The organism is Streptomyces sp. NPDC058086 (assembly GCF_042885015.1).
Taxonomy (GTDB): Bacteria; Actinomycetota; Actinomycetes; order Streptomycetales; family Streptomycetaceae; genus Streptomyces.
Genome location: NZ_JBHVST010000097.1, coordinates 1 through 20246, shown reverse-complemented (window position 1 = coordinate 20246; position 20246 = coordinate 1). Strand labels below are relative to the sequence as shown.

Sequence of the window (20246 nt, the reverse complement as noted above, 5' to 3'; positions counted from 1 at the left end):
TCAGTCCTCCAGGGTGGCGACGAGTACGGCCTTGATGGTGTGCAGCCGGTTCTCCGCCTGGTCGAAGACAACGGACGCGGGCGAGGAGAAGACCTCGTCGGTGACTTCGAGGCCGTCGAGACCGTAGGTGTCGAGCAGTTCGCGGCCCAGGCGGGTGCTGTGGTCATGAAGGGCGGGCAGGCAGTGCATGAACCTGACGTCCGGGTTGCCGGTGAGGGCGAGCGTCTTGTCGTTGACCTGGTAGGGCGCCAGTAGTTCGATGCGCTCGCGCCAGGTGTCGGCCGGTTCGCCCATGGAGACCCAGACGTCGGTGTGCAGGAAGTCCGCGCCGCGTACTGCGGTCTCGACATCCTCGGTGAGGGTGATCCGGGCCCCGCTGCCCTCGCCGAGCGCGCGGCAGGCGGCGACCAGCTCCGGCTCCGGCCACAGCGCCTTGGGCGCGGCGATCCGTACGTCCATGCCGAGCAGGGCGCCCATCGACAGCAGGGAGTTGCCCATGTTGTTGCGGGCGTCACCGAGATAGCAGTAGCCGATGTCCGGCAGTGGTTTGGGGCTGTGCTCGTGCATGGTGAGGACGTCGCACAGGCTCTGGGTGGGGTGTGCGGTGTCGGTCAGGCCGTTGTAGACGGGGACACCGGAGCGGGCGGCGAGTTCGGTGACGATCGACTGGGCGGAGCCGCGGTACTCGATGGCGTCGAACATCCGGCCGAGGACGCGGGCGGTGTCGGCGATGGACTCCTTGCCGCCGACGTGGGTGTCGCCGGGGCCGAGGTAGGTGGTGGCGGCGCCCTGGTCGGCGGCGGCGACCTCGAAGGCGCAGCGGGTGCGGGTGGAGGTCTTCTCGAAGATCAGCGCGAGGTGCTTGCCGGTCAGCCGGGGCTGTTCGGTGCCCGAGCGCTTGGCCGCCTTGAGCTTGGCGGCCAGGTCGAGAAGGTGGTGGATCTCGGCGGCGGTGAAGTCGAGTTCGCTCAGGTAGGAGCGGCCTCGCAGGTCCGTGGTCATGGGGTTCCTCGCTGGTGCGTCTGGTGCGGGCGTGGGCCGGGGTGTCGTCGCGGCGTACGGCCGTGTCGGTGACGGCGGCGCTCAGTCGGCCGGGTCGCGTTCGATCGGGCAGCTCATGCAGCGCGGGCCGCCCCGGCCGCGGCCGAGTTCGGCGCCGGCGATGGTGACGATCTCGATGCCCTGCTTGCGGAGATAGGTGTTGGTGGTGACGTTTCGCTCGTAGCCGACGACGACTCCAGGCGCGAGGGCGAGGAAGTTGCTGCCGTCGTCCCACTGTTCGCGCTCGGCGCCCGCCATGTCCTGCGGCGCGGAGAGCATCCGCACCTTGTCGAGGTCGAGGGCCTCGGCGAGCGCGGTCGCCAGGTCGGAGTTGGGGGTGACGTCGAAGCCGGTCGCGTGGGTTTCACTGGGCCGCAGGGTCCACGAGCGCAGGGCGTCGGCGAGGCCCGGGTAGATGGCGAAGGCGTCGCGGTCGAGCATGGTCAGCACGGTGTCGAGGTGCATATACGCACGGGTGGAGGGGAGTTGGACGGCGATCAGCCGGGTGGCTGTGCCGTCGGCGAAGAGCCGCCCGGCCAGGTTCTCCACGGCCTGGGCGGTGGTCCGCTCCCCCATGCCGACCATGACGGCGCCGTTGCCGAGGACGTGCACGTCGCCGCCCTCGAGCGTCCCCACGGGGCCGTCGAGGATCGGCTCGGGCGCGGCGGAGGCGAACATCGGGTGGAACCGGTAGATGGCCTCGGCGTGCAGGCTCTCGCGCCGCCGGGCGTGCTTGGCCATCGGGTTGACCGACAACCGGTCGTACATCCAGCAGGAGTTGTCGCGCGGGAAGAGGTGGTTGGGCAGTGGGGCGAGCGCGAAGGCGTCGGTGTCGAGCGCGTTCCAGACCAGGCTGTGCGGGGTGGCGAGCGGCAGGTCGCTCTTGAGCATGCCGCCGATCAGGTAGCCGGCGAGGGTCTCGCCGTCCAGCTCGGCGCAGCGCACGCGCACCGGATCCAGCAGGGCGGGGCCGACACTGGCACGGGTGACGACCCGGTCCAGGAGCCAGTCACGGGCCTCCGGGACGTCGAGGGTCTGGGCCAGCAGGTCGGCGAAGTAGTGCACACGGGCCCCGTGGTCGCGCAGGACCTGGGCGAAGGCGTCGTGCTCCTCGCGGGCCCGCTTGGCCCAGAGGATGTCGTCGAAGAGCAGGGCGTCGACGTTGCGCGGGGTCAGCCGGGAGAGTTCGAGGCCGGGGCGGTGCAGGATCACCTGGCGGAGGCGGCCGACTTCGGAGTCGACGTGGAAGGTGTTCATGGCGTGGCTGCTCCTGTGGTCGTGCGAATGCCGGGCGGTGGAGTGGTGCGGTCAGTCCTGGTGGTTGAGGGGGCTCTTCCGGAAGCCGCCGGTTCGGCTCGTGGGCAGGCCTCGGGACAGTCGCTTGGCCGTCAGGACGGTCTCCGCGGCCCGCACCTCACCGGGCGCGGCCGCGAGCCGCACGCCGCCGCTCTCGCCGTACTCTCCGCGGTCGCGCTTCAGCCACACGTACACCGGCAGTCCGAGCAGCAGGACGAACAGCCCGTAGTAGACAGTCTGGTAGCCGCTGCCCTGGATCGACCAGTACGAGAAGGCCATCGCCAGCGCGGAGACGGTGACGTCCCGGGCCAGCCGCCGGGGGCTGAGGTTCTCGCGGCCTCGGACCAGCAGCCAGTACAGCTGGGCGGCGGCGGAGAAGAGGTACGGGATCACGGCGGTCAGCACGCTCAGCAGCACGATCTTGGTGAAGACGTCGTCGAAGCGGGTGTAGCTGAAGACGGTGATCAGCGAGGCGAGGACGGTGGAGGCGACGATGCCGAACACCGGGACGCCGTTCTCGCCGCGCAGCTTCGCGAAGGCCCTGGGGAAGAGTCCGTCGCGGGCAGCGGCGTACGGCATCTCGGCGCAGAGCATGGTCCAGCCGTTGAGAGCGCCGATGCCGGAAATGATGGCGGCCACCGCAACCGTGTCACCGGCCCAGGTGCCGCCGAAGATGTTGTTGGCGGCGTCGGTGAACGGCGCGGTGGAGACGCCGAGTTCACTGTGCGAGACGGTGCCGAAGACGGCCAGCGTGCCCAGGATGTAGATGACCGCGCAGGCAAGGGTGCCGTACACGGTGGCGCGCGGCACGTTGCGGCCGGGCTCACGGACCCGGCCGGCGACCACGGAGGCGGCCTCCAGGCCGAGGTAGCTGAACAGGGCGATGGCCGCGGCGGCCGAGATCGCGCCCATCGCCGACTGACCGCCGGCATTGAAGGAACCGAAGTTGTGCGCGTCCACGAACAGCAGCCCGACCGTGGCCATGAAGACCAGCGGGATGAACTTCAGCACGGTGGTGATCACTTGGAAGGCACCGATGTTCCGTACGCCGGTGAGGTTGATCGCGGCCGGGATCCACAGCCCGACCAGCGCGATGAGCACCGACATCGCCGTACGGTGGCCGGTGTTGACGAACACCTCGACGTATCCGACCCACGCCACCACGATGGCGGCGTTCCCGGCCCACGCGGTGATCCAGTACGACCAGGCGTTGAGGAAGCCGGCGAACTCGCCGAAGGCTTCACGGGCGTATACGTACGGCCCGCCGCTCGCCGGGACGCGCTTCGACAGCGCCCCGAAGGTGACCGCCAGCGCGAGCGCGCCGAGCGTGACGACGCCGAACGCCACGAGCGAGATCGGCCCGTACGGTGCCAGGGCCGAGGGGAGTGCGAAGACTCCGGTGCCGATGATGCTGCCGATCACGAGCGCGGTCGCCGAGGGCAGGCCCAGTGCCGCCTTGAGGGTTGGTTTCTCGCCGCTGCTTGGGGTGCTGGACATGGCTGTGCTCCTTGGGCGGGTCGCTGGGGACGGGCTGCGGAAGAGTCGATCCGGGAACGATCCTGCTGGGCTGCCGTGATCGTGGTCAGTGGCCACCCGTCCCCCACGGGGGCCATTGGTCCCGGGCGCGTCGCCCCGAACGGCCCAGTGCGCCGTCTCCCCGGTCGACGGGGCGACGGCGCACTGGGCCGTTGCGAGTGGCGGAGCCGCTCAGGAGGAGAGGTCGACGCCGTAGACCGTGCGCCCTGCGACGAGTTGACGGCCGGTCACCAATTCGGGCTCGATGCGGATGAAGACCTCCTTGGGCGAGGCCACCCATGAGCGCGGGCCGGTCCGGGTCAGCCGGCCGTGCTCCACAGGATCGGTCACCACCGTCGCGCGGCCGGTGACCACGACACTCCAGCCGGAGCGCGCCGTCGCATCCACCTCGTCCGCTTCGAAGGCGATCACCACGCCGTCGATCGCGGCGGCCAGTTCCGAGTCGGCGGAAGTACGCATCAGTACCGCGGAGTCGATGTCCAGGCAGAAGTTGACCGGCAGGACGGCGGGCAGGGCGTGGCGCGTGTGGACTACGCGGCCGATCGGTGCCCGCTCCAGCAGACGCAGGCACTCCTCGCGGTCGAGTTCACGGAAGCCGTCGTTGGGATTCATCACCGGGTTCGACTTTCACGGGGCGGACGGGCTCAGCCATCACGGGGTACAGCGGTACGTGTTTCATCCTGTGAGGGGCGAGGGACAGGCGCGAGGGCCGTTCGGTCCAGGTCGGCCTGAGAGCGGCCACCCTTCGGTGCCCCAACCGACCCATGAGGTCATCGCACCCCGACCCATGACGTCACCGCACCGCGATTCGGCGCCCGGTGACGTCGGTGGGCTCGAGGCGCACCCATACGTCACGCTCACCGCCCGCCCATGGACGGCTGTAGGCGAGCTCCGTCAGCCGACGTACGGCGTCGGGGTCCGTCACGGCCCGGGCGAAGCCGCGGATGAGCACGCTCCAGCCCTGGCTGAGCGCCTCGTCGACGTGGTCGACCTCGAAGGCGACATGTGCCCCGACGGCTGTGGCAGGCACGGCGTCGGGTGTCGTCCGGAACACGACCGAATCATCGATCACGGTGTAGTTCAGGGGGACGACGATCGGCCCGTCGGGGGTGTCCATCGCGATCCTGCCGACACCGTGCCCGGAGAGTCGGCTGCGGCACTCCTCGGCGCTGAGTTCGACCAGCTCCGGGTGGAGGGCGGCTCGGCCCACGCCGGGTGGCAGATCGGCGTCGCCTCCGCGCAGGGCCGTCACGCTCGTGCTCAACGCGTCCGCGAGCCGGATGAGGACGGCCGTCCCGGGCATCGCGGTGGACTGTTCCTCCAGGTACTGGACGTAGCCAGGAGCCGTGCCCGCCCGGAAGGCCGTCTCCTCCCGGGTCAGTCCCAGTTCCTCACGTCGCTGAGCGATGCGACGTCCGATGTCGCCCTGTGCGCTGTCCGCCGTGGCGGACGCGGCGTTCGGCGGTGTGTGTTCACACATGGCCGTTCACTTCCTCCTGTCGAGGCGTCCTGACTGTCAGGGCGTCCTGACTGTCAGGGCGTCCTGATCGTCAGGGCGTCGTGCTGCGGACCGCCCAGGACGACCTTGAGCGCACCGGTGTCCGCAGCCCGCGCGAAGACCTCGTACGCCTCCTCCATCGCGTCCATCGGGAAGGTGTGGGTGACCAGGGACGACGTGGGGAGTTGTCCGGCGGCCATCATGCGCAGCAGGGTGGGAGTGGAGTACGTGTCGACCAGGCCGGTGGTGATCGTCACGTTCTTGATCCACAGGTCTTCGAGGTGGAGTGTCGCGGGCTTGCCGTGCACCCCGACGTTGGCCACGTGCCCGCCGGGCCGCACCATGCGCGTACACGCCTCGAAGCTCGCCGGCACCCCCACCGCCTCGATGACCACGTCGGCGCCGAATCCCTCGGTGAGGTCGGCGACCAGCTGCTCCGCCTCGTCCCCGGCCGAGGCGACGGCGTCGGCGCCGAGGCGTTTGGCGGCGTCCAGCCGGGCCGGGGCCGGATCCACGGCGATGATCCTCTCCGGGGTGTAGAACCGTGCCGAGGCGATCGCGGCGAGCCCGATCGGCCCCGCCCCGACCACGACCACGGTGTCCGCGGGCCGTACCCGCCCGTTCAGCACGCCCACCTCGTAGGCGGTGGGGAAGATGTCGGCCAGCAGCACAGCGTCCTTGCTGTCCACCGCGCCGCGCAGCGCATACGTCGACAGATCCGCATGCGGTACGCGGACGTACTCTGCCTGCGTGCCGTCGATCAAGTGGCCGAGGATCCAGCCCCCGCCCGCACTGCACTGCCCGTACGAGCCCTCCCGGCAGTAGCGGCAGCGGCCGCACGCCGTGATGCACGAGACCAGGACACGATCACCGGGGCGGACCGTACGGACGTCGCTTCCCACTTCGACGACCTCCCCGACGGCCTCGTGTCCGAGCACCGTTCCCGGGCGCACCTCCGGTAGGTCGCCCTTGAGGATGTGCAGGTCGGTTCCGCAGATCGTGACGGCGTCGACACGGACGATCGCGTCGGTGGCATCCTGGATACCGGGGTCCGCGACGTCCTCCCACGCGGACTTTCCGGAACCGTGGAACACGAGTGCTTTCATGACGACCCCTTTCTGGGCCAGGCGGACGCCGATGGCGGGGGACGACGGCGTGCGAGCGCCCCGATGCGCGCGACCACCCCTCCTCGTCGGCATCACCGACTCCGAGGGCGGTGGGACGCCGCTGCGCGGCCTGCTCACGCGCGGGTTGGCCTTGTATGTCCAGCCTGAGGGCGACGACGCCCGTCCGCTTGGGCCGATCGGTCCCCATTGCGGGACCGAGCGGGGGCCCGATGCCGCCTGGTCGGCCCCTGCCGCCGCGCGTTCCCCCATGGCACCGTCCAGTCAACGACGATGAGGAGGTGCGGTCGGATGCGCAGGACCAAGCGTGTGAGGCAGCTGCTCTGGCGGTGGCGGAGCAATCCGTTGCGACGGCACGACGACCTCGTCGAGGCCTGGGTCGTGCTGGCCATCTGGCTGGTCATCGCGATCGGCGGCACCCTGACCGGCCTGCTGACGGCCCACGCCGCCGACGCTTCCTTCGCACGGCTTCGGCACGAGCGGCATCCGGTCCAGGCCGTCCTTGTCGCGAGCAAGGCCCAAGCGGTGGGGATCGGGACGGATACCCCCTACGACCGTGTCCGAGCGACGGTCCGCTGGACGGCGACGGACGGCTCGCCCCGTACCGGCCAAGCCATGGTGGACTACGGCCACCGGGTCGGCTCGAAGGTCGTCGTCTGGCTGAACAGCAAGGAGCAGCTCACCACACAGCCGCCGACCGCCTCGGCGGCCTCCGCCGAGGCAGCCTGTCTCGGTGCCGCGGCCGCGGTCGCCTTCGGCGGCCTGGCCTTCGCCGCCGGGCGCGTCGCACAGTGGCGGCTCGACCAGCGGCGCTACGACCAGTGGGGGCGTGAGTGGGACCAGGTCGGACCGCAGTGGCGGCGCAAGACCACGTGAAGCGCGAGAAACGTCCTCGCGCTGACGCTCATCGCCGCCGTGACCATGGCGTTCACCGACAAGTACCCGAAGGATCTGTACGACCTCGTCCTGAGCCTCAGCCGCTGGGTCCTCCAGGTCACCTCTTCAGTCCGGCTCCATGTAGGGGCGCCGGAAGACCGGGGCCTGGCTGGCGGCGTAAGGGCGTACGGCCGCCAGCGCCCGGACTACCGCGGCCTCAAGGGGGCCTCTCGTGTCGATGACGACGGCTTCTGGCCAGGGCGGTTCCGTGGTCGCCATCGTGGCGGCCACGTCGAGGTCGGCGTCGGATGCACCGCGTGCGCGGGTGGTCAGGCGGGCCGCCGCGACATCACCCGGAACCTGGCAGTGCAGGGCCACGAGGTCGGCGCCTGCCTGTTCGGCCATGCGCAGGGCGGCTTCGCGCTGTCGCGCGCCGGTCCAGGTCGCGTCCAGGACGACGGACTCGCCGTCGGCCAGCAGGGCGGACGCGCGATCGAGCAGGGCCGCGTAGGTCTTGTCGGTCCACTCCGGTGTGTAGAGGCCCTCGCCGTACCCGGCCGACGCGGGCTCCTCGGCCGGGATGCCCGCCAGCTCCTTGCGGACGCGGTCGCTGCTGAGCAGGGTGACGCCCAGCCGGTCCGCGAGGGCGCCGGAGAGCGTGGACTTCCCGCTGCCCGGAAGTCCGCCGACGAGCGTCAGGCCGACAGCGGACGTACGAAGGTGCCGCAGGGCCGTCGCGATCAGTCGACGTGCGGCCCCCTCCGCGCCGGGCGCGCCTTGGCGCGCCTGGATGAGCGCGACCTTGGCACGGACGAACGCGCGATAGGCGACGTAGTGGTGGCGGAGGGAGGGCGGCGCCGGGTCGCCGGAGTACTCGCTGTACGCGGCGAGGAAGAGTGCCGCCGTCTCCGGGGCACCGAGCTGTTCCAGGTCCATGGCGAGGAAGGCGGCGTCGTCGAGGCCGTCGACGTAGCGCAGCCGGTCGTCGAACTCCAGACAGTCCAGGACGCGTGGGCCGTCGTCGAGGCAGAAGATGTCGTCGGCGAGCAGGTCGCCGTGCCCGTCCACCACCCGCCCCTGTTCGATGCGCATGTCGAACAGCCGTTTTCGGCCGACGAGATAGCGGCGCACGAGTCGCTCGACGTCCTCCACGCCCTCGGGCACGAGACCGTCGTCCGCCAATGCCCGGACCTCTGCGAAGTTCGCTTCCCATCGTGCCGCGAGGGCATCCCGGGTTCCCTGCTCGTCCACGTCCCGGGTACGGGTGGCGCCGGCGTGCCGGGTGGCGAGCAACCGGGCCACGGCCCGCACGGCCTCGTCGACGTCCATGCCCTCTCTCACCAGCCGGGAAAGGCGACGCTCCCCCGGCATACGGCGCATCACGACGAGGGGTTCGGGCATGTCCGTCTCCGGGCTGTGGAATTCCCCCAGGCCGAGGTAGACGTCGGGGGCGAAGCGACGGTTCAGCGCGACTTCCCGCTCGCAGGTGGCCCGGCGCGCCACCACGGTGGTGTGGTCGAGGAACCCGAGGTCGACCGGTTTCTTGACCTTGTAGGCGCGGTCGCCGACGAAGAACACCACGGCGGTATGGGTCTCGCGCACCTCCGCACGCGGGCCGCCCGGCTCAGTCATGGGGGACGACGGCGACCGGGCAGCGCGCGTGATGGGCAGCGGCCTGCGTCACGGGGCCCAGGCGTGGTGCCGGTCCGGGGACGTGCTTGCGTCGGCCCACGACCAGTAGCCCGGCGCCGTCGGCGGCCTGCATCACGGCCTTGGCGGGGCTTTCGAGTGCGACGTGGTCTTCCACCTCCACGCCTGGGAACTTCTCGCGCCAGGGGCGCAGGGCCAGACTCAGGTGCTTCTGCGCGTCCTGCGTGATCTCTTCGGTGACGGCGTGGTCCGTACCCCAGGGCACGTGCGCGTGAAGCGGCAGGCTCCGGCCGTGGACGGCTCGAAGCGGCACGCCCCGCGCCGCGGCACTGACAAAGGCGAATTCGAGCAGGTCGTCGGATGGACCGTGCAGTTTCAGAGCCACGACTACGCCACCCGCCTTACCCGGAGCGGGCCGTGACCCCGCTTCGCGGGTTTCCGCGCGCACGAGGACCACCGGGCGATCGGCCCGTGCCACGACGGGCATGCTGATGTCACCCAGGAAGTAACTCCCGACGGCCCCGATCCCGCGCGAGCCGAGCACGGTCATCTCCGACTCCGATGCCGCTTGCAGCAGGGCGTCCTGGGCGTCTTCGGCGACCAGATTGCCGACGATCGAGAGGCCCGGGTGGCTCGCCTGGAGCTCCGCCCGCGCGTTGTGCACGATCCGCTTCGCCCAGTAGTTCTGATCCACCTCCGCGGGGGCACGGGGCGGTTCCGGCGCCAGCAGGGGCCATGCGTGCAAGAGACGCAGCGAGAGCCGGCGCCGCTCGGCCTCGTCGGCTGCCCAGTGGGCGGCGGCAAGGCTCTCGGGTGAGCCGTCGAGGCCCACGGTGACCACTGGCTCCATGGCGACTACCTTCGTCTCGTAAGAAACCGGAATGACCGTGAGCGGGTCCACTTGCCCACTGCTCGACCGTCTGCGCCGACGCGCCGAACGCGGTTGCCTTTCACACCTTTCATCCGAGGAGTACCCGAAATCCGCTCGCGGCGCATGCGGACTCTCCGGTGCGACGGGTCGTAGGGGTGAGCCCCGCCGGTGCGTGGCCCGTATGGCCGCCCGCCGGGGACCTTCGGCCCTATGACCGGGGTTCGCCGCCGTTCGACCGTGGTGGGGAACGGAGCGGGACCGCCCGCGTGAAGCCGGGCCCGCTCATGGGCGAACCCGAGTGGTCCGCGCGTCTGCGCCAGTGCTTGGGCGAAGCCTCCACCGGCGGCAAGGAGTTGGCGTCGATGTCCGTTGCGACGACCACCGATCTGTACGAAGTGACGATGGCGATGTCTTGTCTGCGGGAGGCGACGACCGGACCGGCGACCTTCAGCCTCTTCGTCCGCAACCTGCCGTCCGACCGCGGTTTCCTCGTCGGTGCGGGCCTGGAATCGGCGCTGGACTTCCTGTCCGGCTTCCGGATCGGCGCCGAGGACGCCGACGCCTTCGCCACCGTGCGGCACCGCCCGCCCGCCGACGTGGACACGCTGCTCGGCCTTGAGTTCACCGGACAGGTCCGAGTGGTGCCGGAAGGACGGATCGTCCTCGCGGGAGAACCCCTGCTGGAGGTGACCGCTCCGCTCCCGCAGGCCCAGCTGGTCGAAACATACGTGCTCAACCAGGTGACCTCAGCGACCGCGTCCGACACCGCATCGAGGAAGAGACCCTGCCCAGGACGACCGGTGACCGCCGACATTCCGGGCGAGCTCCATCCGGACCGGACCGGACCGGTCCGTACGAAGGTGAGGAGAAAATGATGCTGCATACGGTGGAATGGAAGGTTCGCCTCTACCTCTCCGAGGACGACGAGGGAACGACCAAGGCACGTGTCGTTGTCAACACCGGAACCACGACCCTCACCGGCCACGGGGCGGCGCGCTGCAACCCCGCGGACGCCGAGGTGCCCGAGATCGGTGACGAACTCGCGGCGGGCAGGGCCATGCACGACCTCGGCCAGCAACTGGTCAGCACCGCCGAGCGCGACATCAAGGACCTGGGCGCGCCCGCCACCGGGCGAAGTCCTCGACCGGCAGCTGGATGGCCCGTGTGACGGACGTCGGCGCAGCGGGCTCGCATCGACCCGGGCCACGTACACGCCCGGTGCCCGGCAACGACGGCATCCACCCCGATCTCATGCGCCCGGGGAGCGTGAGTCGTCGTTCCGGCAGGCGATGTGCTCAGAGACCGAGACGACGCCGCCAACGCTCCGTCACCGCCGCTCGATGACCGGGATCAGGCCTTGGACCTCGACGGATCCGCCCAGGGGCAGCTGCCCCTCACACACCTCGACCGTCACCTCCGAGGAGGCAGGGCCGGGCGCCCGCCGCAGCACGTCCCCGGTTTTCTCGTCACGGATGGCGTCGTCGCGCCGCAAGAATATCCGTAGCCGTCGCCGCGGCTGACGATGCCCCGCAGCCGTTCCGTCTCATCCACCACGGGCAGGCGCTTGACGCCCTGGACGGCCATGAGACGGGCCGCCTCGACCACCGTCCGCTCCCGGACGGTCGCACACCCGCGGGAGCCGACATCAGCTCCTCGGCCCTGGCCCGTTCGACCTTGGCCCGCTCCCACGCCTCCAGACGATCTCCTTGAAACGGCATGTCGCGAGGCGCTGGAAGACCTCTCGGGTCATGACCTCTTCGACCGTACGGTGGTGCGTGCCGCCTCTCCCGTCCGAGCCATGGCGGTCAGGTCTCCGGGTCATGACGGTCACACTCGGTCACGCGTCAACAGTGTCAGGAACCGGATGCCACCGGATGCGGCGCCCGCGACGCCTGTTGAGGGGCCGGTCGGCCGGAGAACGGTCCGTTCGGCACCCCTGGTCGGGCTGTCCGGGCCATGCGGCGAAGATGTGCGCGTGGCACGTTGGGTACAGCACCATTCTGAGGAAGGGGCGGCGACCATGCGAGCTCACGTCGGCGATCAACTCGTTGTCGAAAGCCCGGCCAACGGCGCCACCAGGCGCGACGGCGAAATCGTGGGGCTCCATCACGAGGACGGAACCCCTCCCTACGACGTGCACTGGTCGGACACGGACGAGGTGACGCTCGTGTTCCCCGGGCCCGACGCGCGCATCCGTCACCTCGAACACGGGACAGGGGGGAGCCCTGACCCGGTTTCCCCTGACGTGGGTTCCCGGCCGAGCTCGGACGAGGCACGTCAGCGGACGGGTGCCGGGTTCGACACGCCACCGCCGGAAGGGGCGTCCCACGCCGGCGACATCGGCCACCGCGTGGCCGCCGAACGTCGGCGACAGGGACTGACCCGGGCGGAGACAGCCCGGCGCGCCAAAATGGCGCCGCAGTACCTGGCCTACCTCGAAGAGCGGTCTGCCGACCCGAGCCTGGCGAGTCTCATCAGGCTGGCCGCTGCGCTGGGCACGTCCGTCGCGGCGCTGCGCGGGAGCGGAATCGATCTCCCGCCCGGCCGGGGCCAGGCACTCCTCGATCCCCAGCTGCGGGACCTCAGCCCGGACGAGTGTCGCGCCCGGCTCTCGACACACGGCCTGGGGCGTGTCGCGGTGTCGACCCCCGGCGGCCCGGCGGTCGTTCCGGTGAACTACGAGGTCGTCGACGACGCGATCGTCTTCCGGACCGCGCCGAACTCGGCCCCGGCGGCAGCCGTGGGAACGGACGTCGCCTTCGAGGTCGACCATGTGGACGAGGCCATGAGCCAGGGCTGGAGTGTGCTGGCCGTCGGTCCCGCCCGGGCGGTCACCGAGCCCGAGGCGGTGCGACGGCTGGCCGATCACGCCCACAGCAAGCCATGGGCGGGGGGCGAACGCGAGCTGTGGGTGTCGATCAGGCCCACACAGCTCACGGGGCGTCGCATCAGTCCGTCCGACCGGAGCGGACACTGACTGCGCTTTGCGCTTCTGCCTGCGGGCGTTTCGCCCCGCGACGCCACGGCCGCGCCGTCGATGCACAACGCACAGCCGTGGCGATTCAGCTACTTCCAGGGCAGCCGCACGTCCCATGTGCGCGCCGATCTCGCCCGAGCCATGCCCCACACCGACCCGGACACCCGCGCCCTCCACCTCGGCTGCGGCGCCGCGCTGCTCAACCTGCGGGTCTCGGTTGCCCACGGACGGGGGCTGGTACCCGGCGACCCGGCTGCTGCCCGGCCTCGCCGACCCCGCCCTGCTCGCGACCGTACAACTGACCGGGTTCGGAAGCGGCGAGAGCGACCTCGCCGCGCTGTATCCGGCGATCCACCAGCGGCACAGCAGTCGTTCCCGTTCGAGGAGACGGAGATACCCGAGGCCGTGCGGACGGCACTCAGCGACGCCGCCCATCTGGAGGGGGCGTCACTGTCCTTCGCCACCGCACGGCATCTGGAGGAGGTGCTGGAACTCGTCGAGGAGGCCGAGGCACGCAATCGGACCGATCGCGGCAGCGACGAGGACCTGGCCACCTGGACCCGTATGGGCACCCCATCGGTGATGTCGGCCGCTGACGGGGTCCCGGAGTACGCCTTCGGGCCGCGCAAGCGCGGCGGCAAGGCTCCGGTGCGCGATTTCGCGGGCGCCAGGTCAGTGGCGGGCCGCACCGCGACCGCATTCGAACGCTCCCCCCAACTCGCCCTCCTCAGCACCTCTCGCGACCGCCCGGAGGACTGGCTGCGTGCCGGGCAGGCCATCCTCTGAATCTTCGCAGGGAATCCCGGCCTTCAGGCCGGGCGGGAATGCGATCCTCGGCCCGGAGGCGCGAAGCGCCGGAGATCACTGCGTCTCCGGGGTGACGGTCAGGCTGGCCGCGTCTGGTTGTCGATATAGTCCTTGACGATGCTCAGCGGTGCGCCGCCGCAGGACCCCGCGAAGTAGGACGGGGACCAGAACACCGAGCCTGTCCCGATCCGGTTGATCCGGCCGGTGTACTCCGCGCGCAGGTAACGGGAGCTGACCCCTTTGAGGCTGTTGACGAGTGTGGGCCCTCAGGCGTCCCCGGACGCGTCACGGGCGGGCTTCCCTTGTGCCGGCCCGACGGCCGCCAGCCGTTACGCCACCTCATACCGGTCCGCCGGTCGATGCCGACAATCCGGCATGCTTCCCCACTACTCACCCCCTGGTCCATGAGTCGGAAGTATTCCTCCCACTCACGCACCAGGATCCGGCGTCCCTGTGGCTTCCGATCCTTCCGGATCTCGAACGTCAACGCACCCCTTGAGCTGGGGTGTTGCAACGACCCCTAGAACGGAAGCAGGACGGGGAGGAGTCACCCAGCGATTGTTCGCAACCGGTATCGGGATGACGCTGCAGAGCGCGGGCCGATTCATCGAGCACCCCGAGGCGGCCGGACGGGTGCTGCGAGCCGTCGACGACCTGGACGAGACAATCAAGATCATCAGATCGACGATCTTCGGCTTGCGGGCGCGTGAGGGCACGGCCCACAGCGGGCTGCGGGCCCGCGTCGTCCGCGCGGTGGGCGAGGCGAGCCCGATACTGGGTTTCACTCCCAGCGTGCGCATGGAAGGCCTCGTCGACACCGATGTGCCACGTGAGATCGCCGACCACGTGATGGCCGTACTCTCCGAGGCCCTCACCAACATCGCACGGCACGCCCACGCCGGCCGGGCCCAAGTGGTCCTGACGACTGACGGCCACGAGGCGTCTTTGACAGTCTCGGACGACGGTGTGGGAATCACGCCCGGCGGACGCCGCAGTGGACTGCGCAACATGGCCGAGCGAGCGGAGCAGCTGGGTGGCCGGTTCGAGGTGAGCAGCCCCGACAGGGGCGGCACGCTGCTGGCCTGGTGGGTTCCGCTGCCCGTCGAGTAGGAATTGCCTTCCGGAACTGCGCGTACACCCCTCGCACGACAGCGTCACCGACCGCGCCGCAACCCCGGTCGGTCCCGTGACGGGGACCGGGAAGACGGGCCACTCGGCCCATGCCGTGAACGTGTCCCTTGCTTCAGGCTGAAGGTGTCGTAGGACGGCATCCGAAACCAAGGGAGGACGCCATGGACGGCGCTACGACTATGGTGGGCGACGTGATGACCCGCCGGGTCGTTGCCCTGCGCACGGGAGCGACCTTCAAGGACATCGTGAAGACCATACGGGAGTGGCGGGTCAGTGCCCTTCCCGTGCTGGATGACGCCGGACGCGTCGTCGGTGTCGTCTCCGAGGCCGACATGCTGCCCAAGGAGGAGTACCGGCAAAGCGATCTCGACCGGTATGGCCAGCTACAGCACCCCGCCGACTTGTACAAGGCTGGCGCGGTGACAGCCGGCGAGCTGATGACCGCCCCGGCCGTCACCGTGACACCCGATGCCACCCTCGCCCGCGCCGCGCGCGTCATGGCACGCCACAGGGTCAAGCGGCTGCCGGTCGTCGGGCACGATGGCGCACTCAAGGGGATCGTCAGCCGCTCCGACCTGCTGAAGGTGTTCCTGCGGGATGACGAGGACATCGCCGAGGAGGTCCGGCGCGAGGTCGTCGAACCGCTCTTCGGTACGCACGCCGAAGCGCTCCGGGTCGAGGTGCGCGACGGTGTCGTGACGCTCTCGGGCCTGGTGCACGACACCGCGCTCGTCCCGCTCGCCGCCCTGCTGATGCGGGCCGTGGAGGGCGTGGTGGACGTGCAGTGCGCGCTGACCGGTCCGGCGCGCCATCCGGACCTCGACCCTGACCTGCCGGACACGCGCCGGACGTCGGCCTCGACCTGACGGCGTCCGGCGTCCGGCCGAGAGGAGGCGGCGACCATGACGCAGACACCTCCCATGACGGTGAAACCCGTACGGCTGTGGCGCTGGCGGCGCAACCCGCTCCGACGGCACAGCGATGTCGTCGAAGCGTGGATCGTTCTCGCCACCTGGATCTGTGCCCTTTCCGGCGGGACCCTGGCGGGCGCGGCCGCGGCCCAGGCGACGGACTCGGCGTTCGCCGCGCGGCAGGCTCAGGTCCACGCCGTGTCCGCCGTCCTCACCGACGACGCGGCGAGGACGGCGCTCGGCGGGAGCGGATACGACGACGGCCGGGTATGGGCGGTCGTGCGCTGGACGACAGCGGACGGAGCCGTGCACACCGACCGGGCGAAGGCGCTCCCCGGTGCTCCGGCCGGCACTCGGATCACGGTATGGACGGACCATACGGGTCGCGTGGTGTCCGCACCCGTCACGGGTGCGGCGGCCACCCTGCAGGCGGCCCTGACCGGAGCCCTCATGGCACCCTCGGCGGGCGCCGCGGTCTGGACCGCTGGATGGGTGGTTCGCAGCCGGCTCGTCCGGCGGCGCATGGCCGCATGGGATCAGGAATGGAAGCAGGTCGGACCTCGGTGGGGGAACCTGAGCGGGGGCAAAGGCTGAACGCCGAGCCCGTACGCACAACAGGCCGGCCGCCAACAACCTCGATTGCCAGGGCACTCGATTGCCAGGGCAGCTGTTCTCGTCGCGAGGGTGCTACCCGTCGGCGGCAGTGAGCCGGCAGTCCACGCCCACCACTCCCTCGACGCCCCGCACGAGACGGACGGCAAGCGGAATGCGGGCGGCGTCCGTAACTCGTCCGGTCAGGGTCGCGACGCCTTCGGTGACCATGATGTGCACGGGCTCGACCGGGGCGGGGAAGAGGACGTCCACGATGTCGCGCCGGATCTCGTCGGCGAGATGGTTGTCCGGGCGCAGAAACACCTTGAGCAGGTCGCCGCGACTGACGACGCCTTCCAGAACGCCCTCGGCGTTCACGACGGGCAGACGTTTCACATGTCGCATGGCCATGATGCGTGCGGCCTCGGCGAGCGTGGCGTCGGCGTGGACGGTGACGGCCGGGGTGCTCATCAGCTCATCCGCGCTCACCGCCCCGGCCTTGGCCAGGTCGGACAGCCGTTGCAGCTGGGTGAACCGGTCCGGGTCGCTGTCCCGGAACTCCTCCTTGGGCAGCAGGTCGGCCTCGGAAACCACTCCGATCACCCGGCCGTCGCCCTCCAGCACGGGAAGGGCGCTGACCTGCCACTGCTCCATGCGCTCGACGACGTCCTTGAACGGAGCCTTGCGGCCCACCGCCACGACGGCACGTGTCATCACGTCACTCACCCGGTGCGGGCTGCTGTCCATGCTGTCCTCCTTCTGAGGCCGGGCGGTCACGTCAGGCCACGGCTGCCGTAGGGGGCGTAGAGGTCGAGCAACCGAACCCGGGAGGCGTGCAGCCGCTGGGCGACCACACGGCCGACCCAGACCGCGATCGCCCGGCCGAACTCGGCGTCCTCGGCGCACATCGCGCGGACCGCCTCGGCGTCGAACTCCCAGGCCCGCACCGGGCTCATTGCCTCGGCGCCCAACTGCCAGAGGTATGGCGGGAAATGCCAGGACCAGCCGACCAGTTCGCCGTGACCGAGCGACTCGATGACAGCGGGACGGCGGCCGGGCACGTACAGGTCGAGGGCGACGGTGCCGGTCCGCACGATCCAGAAGCGATCGGCGCGCCGACCCTCCTCGAACAGGCGACTGCCCGCATCGAAGGAGACCTCGCGGGCAAGGCGCATCAGGCGGTCGCGGTGCTCGGTACGCAAGGCCGTGGTCATGGTGGTGGCGGAAGTCATCACACCGGTTCCCTTCATGGTCTCTGCTTCCAGCGTGAACGCGGACAGGCCCCGCCACCACAGGCCGCTCGGATCCGATCAGGGCCCTTCGGCCCCTGCGAGCCGGCATCGCCGCCCCACACGCTGGAGGCACCCGCCTGGAGGGAAGTCACCATGAGCGTCTCCACGAGCATCGCGGTCGGCGACCCGTTCCAGCACGATGCAAGTGTCGGACGGGCGGTACTTTCCCGCCACTCTCCTGCCTGCGCGGGCGGGCGCTGAAGAGGCCTTTCCCACCCCGCACCGTCCTTGCGGAGTGCGATCGCGATCCGGGCGGCTGATCCTGGAACCGCACCGAGCCGACGGTGGTTCTGGAGGCGGTGCCCCACCCGAGTCACCCCGGCCGCATCCACCGTCTGGAATGGGACGCCCGCCAACCGGCTCGGAGCGTTACGCCGTCGAGGTCGCCGGCACCTTACCCGGACCAGGGCTGTCGCCGTCTGTCGCCGCCGCGGGGGATGTCCTCGTCACACGGCGCGAGGACGGGATCGTCCGGCACCGGGTCGCCGCGGCACGCGGAGCGACCGACGCGGCCACGGCATGACGAGACGGGAAGGGCCATCCGCTTCTCGCGGATCCGGATTGCGCGGTGCGCGGCTGCGGGCCGCTTCTCCGCGTCTCCAACGGGTCCTTCCCGCCACCACCAGCACATCACGTTCTACCGCCGGTGCAACAGTGCCGTTCGGCCCCAATCCTGCTGCACACACAAGGAGTCGACACCACGACCACGGCGATTCCCCGCTCCGCAGCACAGCCACTCGGCGGGTCCCGGCCCGCGCTGCTCAGGTTCCTCGGCGGTGTCGGCACGGTCACGGGCAGCGAGTTCTTGGTCGAGAGTGACCATACGCGGAACCCTCAGCGGGCAGAGGCCGCCCCGACGGCGTCCGCAGGTCCTGAGGACCGGGCCCGCGAGGAGTGCGGGGGCGCCTGTCCATGATCGTCGCCTCCTGGCTTGCGAGTGACGCGGTATCCGTATCTTCAGGGCCTGCTGTGGTACGGGCTCGCCAAGCCCGATGCCTACACCATGAGACGACCGGCTCCCGCTGATGTGGTGCTCGCGCAGGAGGCGTACGACGTCCTCGAACGGCGTGCCGTACTGGGCTGCGACGACATCGTCGGGCATGACGGCGCCGACCTTCGTGGGTTGCACGGCCGGTCTCCTTCGAACTGTGGGGACCGGGTCAGCGCAGCCGGCGCAGATACGGGTCGTGGGCGTGGCGCGGGCGAGCCGGACGCGGGCGTCGAGCGTCGTGACCCCGTGCGGCCCGGCGAGCACTGGGTTGAGGTCGGCATCGGTCAGCTGAGGCAGGTCCGAGGCCATCCGCGACAGTCGGTGCACTCGGCCAGCGAGAAGTAGCTCTCCTCCTGTGTGAAGTGCAGGCGGAGGACGGTGTGCGGTGCGAGCGAGGGGCCGGGCGGGCCGCCCGGGCCCGGCTCGACGCCCGGCTCGTCATATCCCGCCTGTCCCAGCCCCACGCGAAGGACTCCGTGATCGTCCTCGGTAACGAGCACCCTTGCCCGCCCGGCCGAGCTGCCACTTGCGGCTCACGTGCTCCCAGGGCAGCAGATCCTGTTCATCCCCCTCTCGGCGATGAGGGCCCATCGGCCCCTTGCATTGGCCTCACCGGCTCATGACGTGCTGCACGGTCCGGGCGAGCGTGAGAACCGGACACTTCGAAAGTTGCAGGCACCGGCCCCTGGCTCTCGGTGTCCTGGAGGGAGATGAGTCACCGTGATGTTCTGGTACGACCACGATGTCGGCGGATGGGGCTGGTTCGCCATGTCCGTCGGCACGATCCTCTTCTGGGCCCTGATTATCACCTTCGGCGTCCTCCTGTACCGCGCCCTGGCGAGGCCGGGAGGGAGTAGTGACCGTTCCGATGCCCGGCCGCCTGGGCCGTCCCCCGAGCAGTTCCTGGCAGAACGCTTCGCCCGGGGAGAGATCGACGAGGACGAATACCACCGCCGTCTGACCGTCCTGCGGGAAACCACTGGATGCGGGCCCCGGCCCAGCCAACGCTGACCGGAAGGAGGCAGTCGTGGACGAGAGGCTGTCTGTGGGTGCCCTGATGAACGAGGCGCCGTACTCAATCAGCGAGGACGAGACGCCGCTGATGGCCTGGGAGGTAGTAGAGCGGTCCGGGCAGCGTCATCTGCCGGTGGTTCGCCAGGACGGCTGCTGCGCCGGTGTGCTGGACCGCGCCGAGCTCGCCGTCGCCTGCGCGGACCCCGCGGTGACGTTGTCCTGCCGGACGGTGCGCGACCTCGTGCACGGGCGCCGCACGGTCACGGTCCATCCGGAGACGTCGACGCTCCGCGCTGCAGCCGTGATGACGGAGGAAGACATGGACGCGCTGCCGGTCACCGACCCGCACGGTCGACTGACCGGCCTGCTCACGGCGCAGGACTACGTGGCCGCCGCTGCTGGTCTGCACGAGCACACTGGGCCAGCGCAGGAGGCACCGCACGCACGGGCTACGCTGCCCGGGCTGCCACCTCGTCGAAGGGAGCGGGAACACGGTATTCCCATTCCTTGAAGGTGCTCGCCGATTCCATTCAGCATGATCTAGTGCGGAACCCCGGGTGTTCACGACTCCGTTGGGAAATCCGTAAACCGGTGATGATGAGTGTGCCGGGCTGCCATGATCGGTCTGTTCGCTGATCGA

At 70.3% G+C, this 20246-nt stretch carries 20 protein-coding genes and 5 pseudogenes; 11 read left to right on the top strand and 14 right to left on the bottom strand.

Annotation, left to right across the window (positions count from 1 at the left end):
- From argF to ACFVWD_RS45010, 6 genes are all read right to left on the bottom strand, one after another.
- Positions 1–1002 (bottom strand): ornithine carbamoyltransferase, encoded by a 1002-nt coding sequence (argF, locus tag ACFVWD_RS45035; protein ID WP_389603938.1) that lies wholly within the window; start codon positions 1000–1002, stop codon positions 1–3.
- Positions 1003–1083: 81 nt separating this feature from the next.
- A complete protein-coding gene (locus ACFVWD_RS45030) occupies positions 1084–2298 on the bottom strand; it encodes an arginine deiminase (protein ID WP_389603936.1) in 1215 nt (404 codons plus the stop codon).
- Between the two features lie 51 nt (positions 2299–2349).
- On the bottom strand, positions 2350–3759 hold the full coding sequence (locus tag ACFVWD_RS45025) for an APC family permease (protein ID WP_389603971.1): 1410 nt from the start codon (positions 3757–3759) through the stop codon (positions 2350–2352).
- Between the two features lie 285 nt (positions 3760–4044).
- Positions 4045–4485 (bottom strand): pyridoxamine 5'-phosphate oxidase family protein, encoded by a 441-nt coding sequence (locus ACFVWD_RS45020; protein ID WP_389603934.1) that lies wholly within the window; start codon positions 4483–4485, stop codon positions 4045–4047.
- 181 nt (positions 4486–4666) lie between these two features.
- Complete coding sequence (locus tag ACFVWD_RS45015) at positions 4667–5353, bottom strand: helix-turn-helix domain-containing protein (protein ID WP_389603932.1); 687 nt, start codon at positions 5351–5353, stop codon at positions 4667–4669.
- Between the two features lie 53 nt (positions 5354–5406).
- Positions 5407–6477, bottom strand: coding sequence for a zinc-dependent alcohol dehydrogenase family protein (locus ACFVWD_RS45010; protein ID WP_389603931.1), 1071 nt, complete (start codon positions 6475–6477; stop codon positions 5407–5409).
- A 309-nt stretch (positions 6478–6786) separates the two neighbouring features.
- Between ACFVWD_RS45010 and ACFVWD_RS45005 the strand changes: the two genes are divergently transcribed.
- On the top strand, positions 6787–7371 hold the full coding sequence (locus ACFVWD_RS45005; protein ID WP_389603929.1) for a hypothetical protein: 585 nt from the start codon (positions 6787–6789) through the stop codon (positions 7369–7371).
- Positions 7372–7497: 126 nt separating this feature from the next.
- On the opposite strand, the gene ACFVWD_RS45000 is transcribed toward ACFVWD_RS45005, so the two are convergent.
- Together ACFVWD_RS45000 and ACFVWD_RS44995 are read right to left on the bottom strand one after the other, a co-directional pair.
- Positions 7498–9003: an AAA family ATPase gene (locus ACFVWD_RS45000; protein WP_389603928.1), complete on the bottom strand. Its 1506-nt coding sequence runs from the start codon at positions 9001–9003 to the stop codon at positions 7498–7500.
- Positions 8996–9871, bottom strand: coding sequence for a universal stress protein (locus tag ACFVWD_RS44995; protein WP_382189627.1), 876 nt, complete (start codon positions 9869–9871; stop codon positions 8996–8998). Before ACFVWD_RS44995 ends, ACFVWD_RS45000 begins: the two co-directional genes overlap by 8 nt.
- Positions 9872–10254: 383 nt before the next feature.
- On the opposite strand from ACFVWD_RS44995, the pseudogene ACFVWD_RS44990 reads away from it, so the two are divergent.
- Both ACFVWD_RS44990 and ACFVWD_RS44985 read left to right on the top strand, forming a co-directional pair.
- Positions 10255–10695, top strand: a pseudogene (locus ACFVWD_RS44990) (nicotinate phosphoribosyltransferase); the annotation flags it as partial.
- Positions 10696–10766: 71 nt separating this feature from the next.
- A complete protein-coding gene (locus ACFVWD_RS44985) occupies positions 10767–11060 on the top strand; it encodes a dsRBD fold-containing protein (RefSeq protein ID WP_388559912.1) in 294 nt (97 codons plus the stop codon).
- A 159-nt stretch (positions 11061–11219) separates the two neighbouring features.
- Here ACFVWD_RS44985 and ACFVWD_RS44980 read toward each other — a convergent pair whose 3' ends face one another.
- A complete protein-coding gene (locus tag ACFVWD_RS44980) occupies positions 11220–11384 on the bottom strand; it encodes a hypothetical protein (protein ID WP_389603975.1) in 165 nt (54 codons plus the stop codon).
- A gap of 528 nt (positions 11385–11912) precedes the next feature.
- Here ACFVWD_RS44980 and ACFVWD_RS44975 point away from each other — a divergent pair.
- Both ACFVWD_RS44975 and ACFVWD_RS44970 read left to right on the top strand, forming a co-directional pair.
- Positions 11913–12869, top strand: coding sequence for a pyridoxamine 5'-phosphate oxidase family protein (locus tag ACFVWD_RS44975; RefSeq protein ID WP_389603926.1), 957 nt, complete (start codon positions 11913–11915; stop codon positions 12867–12869).
- A gap of 405 nt (positions 12870–13274) precedes the next feature.
- Positions 13275–13655: a hypothetical protein gene (locus tag ACFVWD_RS44970; protein WP_389603924.1), complete on the top strand. Its 381-nt coding sequence runs from the start codon at positions 13275–13277 to the stop codon at positions 13653–13655.
- 98 nt (positions 13656–13753) lie between these two features.
- On the opposite strand, the pseudogene ACFVWD_RS44965 reads toward ACFVWD_RS44970, so the two are convergent.
- Together ACFVWD_RS44965 and ACFVWD_RS44960 are read right to left on the bottom strand one after the other, a co-directional pair.
- Positions 13754–13933, bottom strand: a pseudogene (locus tag ACFVWD_RS44965) (transposase); the annotation flags it as partial.
- Between the two features lie 74 nt (positions 13934–14007).
- Positions 14008–14082 (bottom strand): annotated as a pseudogene (locus tag ACFVWD_RS44960) (hypothetical protein); the annotation flags it as partial.
- A gap of 146 nt (positions 14083–14228) precedes the next feature.
- On the opposite strand from ACFVWD_RS44960, the pseudogene ACFVWD_RS44955 reads away from it, so the two are divergent.
- The 3 genes and pseudogenes from ACFVWD_RS44955 to ACFVWD_RS44945 form a co-directional block, all read left to right on the top strand.
- Positions 14229–14786: pseudogene (locus ACFVWD_RS44955) on the top strand (sensor histidine kinase); the annotation flags it as partial.
- A 182-nt stretch (positions 14787–14968) separates the two neighbouring features.
- Positions 14969–15673 carry a CBS domain-containing protein gene (locus tag ACFVWD_RS44950; protein WP_389603922.1) on the top strand — a complete coding sequence of 235 codons (705 nt, stop codon included), beginning with the start codon at positions 14969–14971 and terminating at the stop codon, positions 15671–15673.
- Between the two features lie 36 nt (positions 15674–15709).
- Positions 15710–16312, top strand: a complete 603-nt coding sequence (locus tag ACFVWD_RS44945; RefSeq protein WP_389603920.1) for a hypothetical protein — start codon at positions 15710–15712, stop codon at positions 16310–16312.
- A 93-nt stretch (positions 16313–16405) separates the two neighbouring features.
- Here the strand turns inward: ACFVWD_RS44945 and ACFVWD_RS44940 are convergent, their stop codons facing one another.
- Positions 16406–17056, bottom strand: coding sequence for a CBS domain-containing protein (locus ACFVWD_RS44940; protein ID WP_389603918.1), 651 nt, complete (start codon positions 17054–17056; stop codon positions 16406–16408).
- 26 nt (positions 17057–17082) lie between these two features.
- Positions 17083–17541 (bottom strand): Crp/Fnr family transcriptional regulator, encoded by a 459-nt coding sequence (locus tag ACFVWD_RS44935; RefSeq protein WP_054232075.1) that lies wholly within the window; start codon positions 17539–17541, stop codon positions 17083–17085.
- Between the two features lie 400 nt (positions 17542–17941).
- Between ACFVWD_RS44935 and ACFVWD_RS44930 the strand changes: the two genes are divergently transcribed.
- The gene (locus tag ACFVWD_RS44930; RefSeq protein WP_389603916.1) at positions 17942–18124 is read left to right on the top strand and encodes a hypothetical protein; all 183 of its coding nucleotides are present in this window, start codon (positions 17942–17944) and stop codon (positions 18122–18124) included.
- A 637-nt stretch (positions 18125–18761) separates the two neighbouring features.
- Here ACFVWD_RS44930 and ACFVWD_RS44925 read toward each other — a convergent pair.
- Positions 18762–18976: pseudogene (locus tag ACFVWD_RS44925) on the bottom strand (acetate--CoA ligase family protein); the annotation flags it as partial.
- 339 nt (positions 18977–19315) lie between these two features.
- On the opposite strand from ACFVWD_RS44925, the gene ACFVWD_RS44920 reads away from it, so the two are divergent.
- Entirely contained in the window at positions 19316–19603 is a 288-nt protein-coding gene (locus ACFVWD_RS44920; protein ID WP_389603969.1) for an SHOCT domain-containing protein, read from the top strand.
- Between the two features lie 16 nt (positions 19604–19619).
- Positions 19620–20117 carry an HPP family protein gene (locus ACFVWD_RS44915; RefSeq protein WP_389603914.1) on the top strand — a complete coding sequence of 166 codons (498 nt, stop codon included), beginning with the start codon at positions 19620–19622 and terminating at the stop codon, positions 20115–20117.
- The last annotated feature ends 129 nt before the right edge of the window (positions 20118–20246 follow it).

Coding starts and splice junctions, on each gene's coding strand:
- ACFVWD_RS44995 (WP_382189627.1), bottom strand. CDS start 9,871: ATGGAGCCAGTGGTCACCGTGGGCCTCGACGGCTCACCCGAGAGCCTT.
- ACFVWD_RS45015 (WP_389603932.1), bottom strand. CDS start 5,353: ATGTGTGAACACACACCGCCGAACGCCGCGTCCGCCACGGCGGACAGC.
- ACFVWD_RS44975 (WP_389603926.1), top strand. CDS start 11,913: ATGCGAGCTCACGTCGGCGATCAACTCGTTGTCGAAAGCCCGGCCAAC.
- ACFVWD_RS44950 (WP_389603922.1), top strand. CDS start 14,969: ATGGACGGCGCTACGACTATGGTGGGCGACGTGATGACCCGCCGGGTC.
- ACFVWD_RS45020 (WP_389603934.1), bottom strand. CDS start 4,485: ATGAATCCCAACGACGGCTTCCGTGAACTCGACCGCGAGGAGTGCCTG.
- ACFVWD_RS44920 (WP_389603969.1), top strand. CDS start 19,316: ATGTTCTGGTACGACCACGATGTCGGCGGATGGGGCTGGTTCGCCATG.
- ACFVWD_RS45005 (WP_389603929.1), top strand. CDS start 6,787: ATGCGCAGGACCAAGCGTGTGAGGCAGCTGCTCTGGCGGTGGCGGAGC.
- ACFVWD_RS44985 (WP_388559912.1), top strand. CDS start 10,767: ATGCTGCATACGGTGGAATGGAAGGTTCGCCTCTACCTCTCCGAGGAC.
- ACFVWD_RS45030 (WP_389603936.1), bottom strand. CDS start 2,298: ATGAACACCTTCCACGTCGACTCCGAAGTCGGCCGCCTCCGCCAGGTG.
- argF (WP_389603938.1), bottom strand. CDS start 1,002: ATGACCACGGACCTGCGAGGCCGCTCCTACCTGAGCGAACTCGACTTC.
- ACFVWD_RS44930 (WP_389603916.1), top strand. CDS start 17,942: ATGGGACGCCCGCCAACCGGCTCGGAGCGTTACGCCGTCGAGGTCGCC.
- ACFVWD_RS44935 (WP_054232075.1), bottom strand. CDS start 17,541: ATGACTTCCGCCACCACCATGACCACGGCCTTGCGTACCGAGCACCGC.
- ACFVWD_RS45010 (WP_389603931.1), bottom strand. CDS start 6,477: ATGAAAGCACTCGTGTTCCACGGTTCCGGAAAGTCCGCGTGGGAGGAC.
- ACFVWD_RS44945 (WP_389603920.1), top strand. CDS start 15,710: ATGACGCAGACACCTCCCATGACGGTGAAACCCGTACGGCTGTGGCGC.
- ACFVWD_RS45000 (WP_389603928.1), bottom strand. CDS start 9,003: ATGACTGAGCCGGGCGGCCCGCGTGCGGAGGTGCGCGAGACCCATACC.
- ACFVWD_RS44940 (WP_389603918.1), bottom strand. CDS start 17,056: ATGGACAGCAGCCCGCACCGGGTGAGTGACGTGATGACACGTGCCGTC.